This window comes from Nocardia sp. NPDC051900 (genome assembly GCF_044452545.1).
GTDB classification, from domain to species: domain Bacteria; phylum Actinomycetota; class Actinomycetes; order Mycobacteriales; family Mycobacteriaceae; genus Nocardia; species Nocardia sichangensis.
This window is the reverse complement of the sequence record NZ_JBITBU010000078.1, coordinates 1-1,267: the sequence shown is the minus strand read 5'-3', so window position 1 is coordinate 1,267 and position 1,267 is coordinate 1. Positions and strand designations below refer to the sequence as shown.

Here is a 1,267-nt window from a genome sequence, read left to right as displayed (position 1 = left end):
TGATCCGGCCCCCGGATACGCGACCATCGTTGCGAGAGTTGAGGCAGACTTGACCATCAGGAGGTCATGATGCCGAAATCGTATCCGCCCGTGCTGCGCCGGCAGGTGTGTGTTCGCCTGCGTTCCGGGGAACGCGTCGCCGAGATCGCAGCCGAGACGGGTATCTCCGAGGCCACGCTGTTCAAGTGGAAGGCACAGACCCTGGTCGATGCCGGAGTGCGTGAAGGAGTGCCGAGCGTCGAGGCCGACGAACTGGCCTCAGCGCATCGCCGGATCGCTCAGCTCGAGGCCGAACTGAGACTCACCAGGGATGCCTGTGAGTTGTTCGACGAGCAGGTGTTGATTTCCCCAAAAGGAAATACGCGATCGTTGAAAGGCTGATCGCACAGGGTCATTCGGGTCGTGCGGCCTGCCGGATCGTCGGTCTGCACCGCGCCACCTTCTACCGACGGCGCAAACCTTCACTGTCCACCCGGATACTACGCCGGACGGTCGTGGCCGACGAGATCGGCAAGATCCATCTCCGTTCCCGCGGCACCTACGGGCGTCGGCGAATCCAGGCGGCGTTGCTCAGCGAGTGCGACATGGTGGTCAACCACAAGTTGATCCATTCGATCATGAGTGAACTGCGGCTTTCCGGTCTTCCGCGGCAAAAGGGACGAAAACCCAATCTTCTCGGTGTCCACACGTCATCGGACCTGGTGAACCGCGTGTTCACTGCCGATCGGCCGAACCGGCTGTGGTGTTCGGACATCACCGAACACCCCGCGCGTGACGGAAAGGTCTACTGCTGCGCGATTCTCGACTGCTTCAGCAAGCGGATCGTCGGCCGATCGTTTTCGACGATCCCGGATACCGCGTTGGTCAACAACGCGGTCAATATGGCTGTGCGGGAACGCGCGAAATCCCACGGGGCGATTCTGCACGCGGACCACGGCGTGCAATTCACATCCTGGTCGTTCGGCGAAAACCTGCGGCAGCACAACCTGATTCCCTCGCTCGGCACTGTTGGCGACTGCTTCGACAACGCCGCTATCGAGGCGTTCTGGGGACGGATGCAAACAGAACTTTTGGACACGAGGAAATGGGCCACCAGCCTCGAACTCACAGCCGCGATGGCCGACTGGATCGACAACTTCTACAACACTGAACGCCGCCACAGCTACCTCGGCCACCTCAGCCCTGACGAGTATGAGACGCTGTGGCACGCCATCCAGCCCGAGTCTCAGCTCTCGTAACCCTGGCTCACTTTCCAGGGGCCGGATCA

Annotated in this window: 2 protein-coding genes; both read left to right on the top strand. The window is 61.2% G+C overall.

The window, feature by feature from the left end:
- The first annotated feature begins 66 nt into the window (after positions 1–66).
- Complete coding sequence (locus tag ACIA5H_RS37800) at positions 67–381, top strand: transposase (RefSeq protein WP_397081168.1); 315 nt, start codon at positions 67–69, stop codon at positions 379–381.
- Positions 366–1,238, top strand: coding sequence for an IS3 family transposase (locus ACIA5H_RS37795; protein WP_397081170.1), 873 nt, complete (start codon positions 366–368; stop codon positions 1,236–1,238). Before ACIA5H_RS37800 ends, ACIA5H_RS37795 begins: the two co-directional genes overlap by 16 nt.
- Positions 1,239–1,267: the final 29 nt, after the last annotated feature.

What these genes read in the sequence shown, in the direction of transcription:
- ACIA5H_RS37800 (WP_397081168.1), top strand. Translation starts at nt 67, where the DNA reads ATGATGCCGAAATCGTATCCGCCCGTGCTGCGCCGGCAGGTGTGTGTT.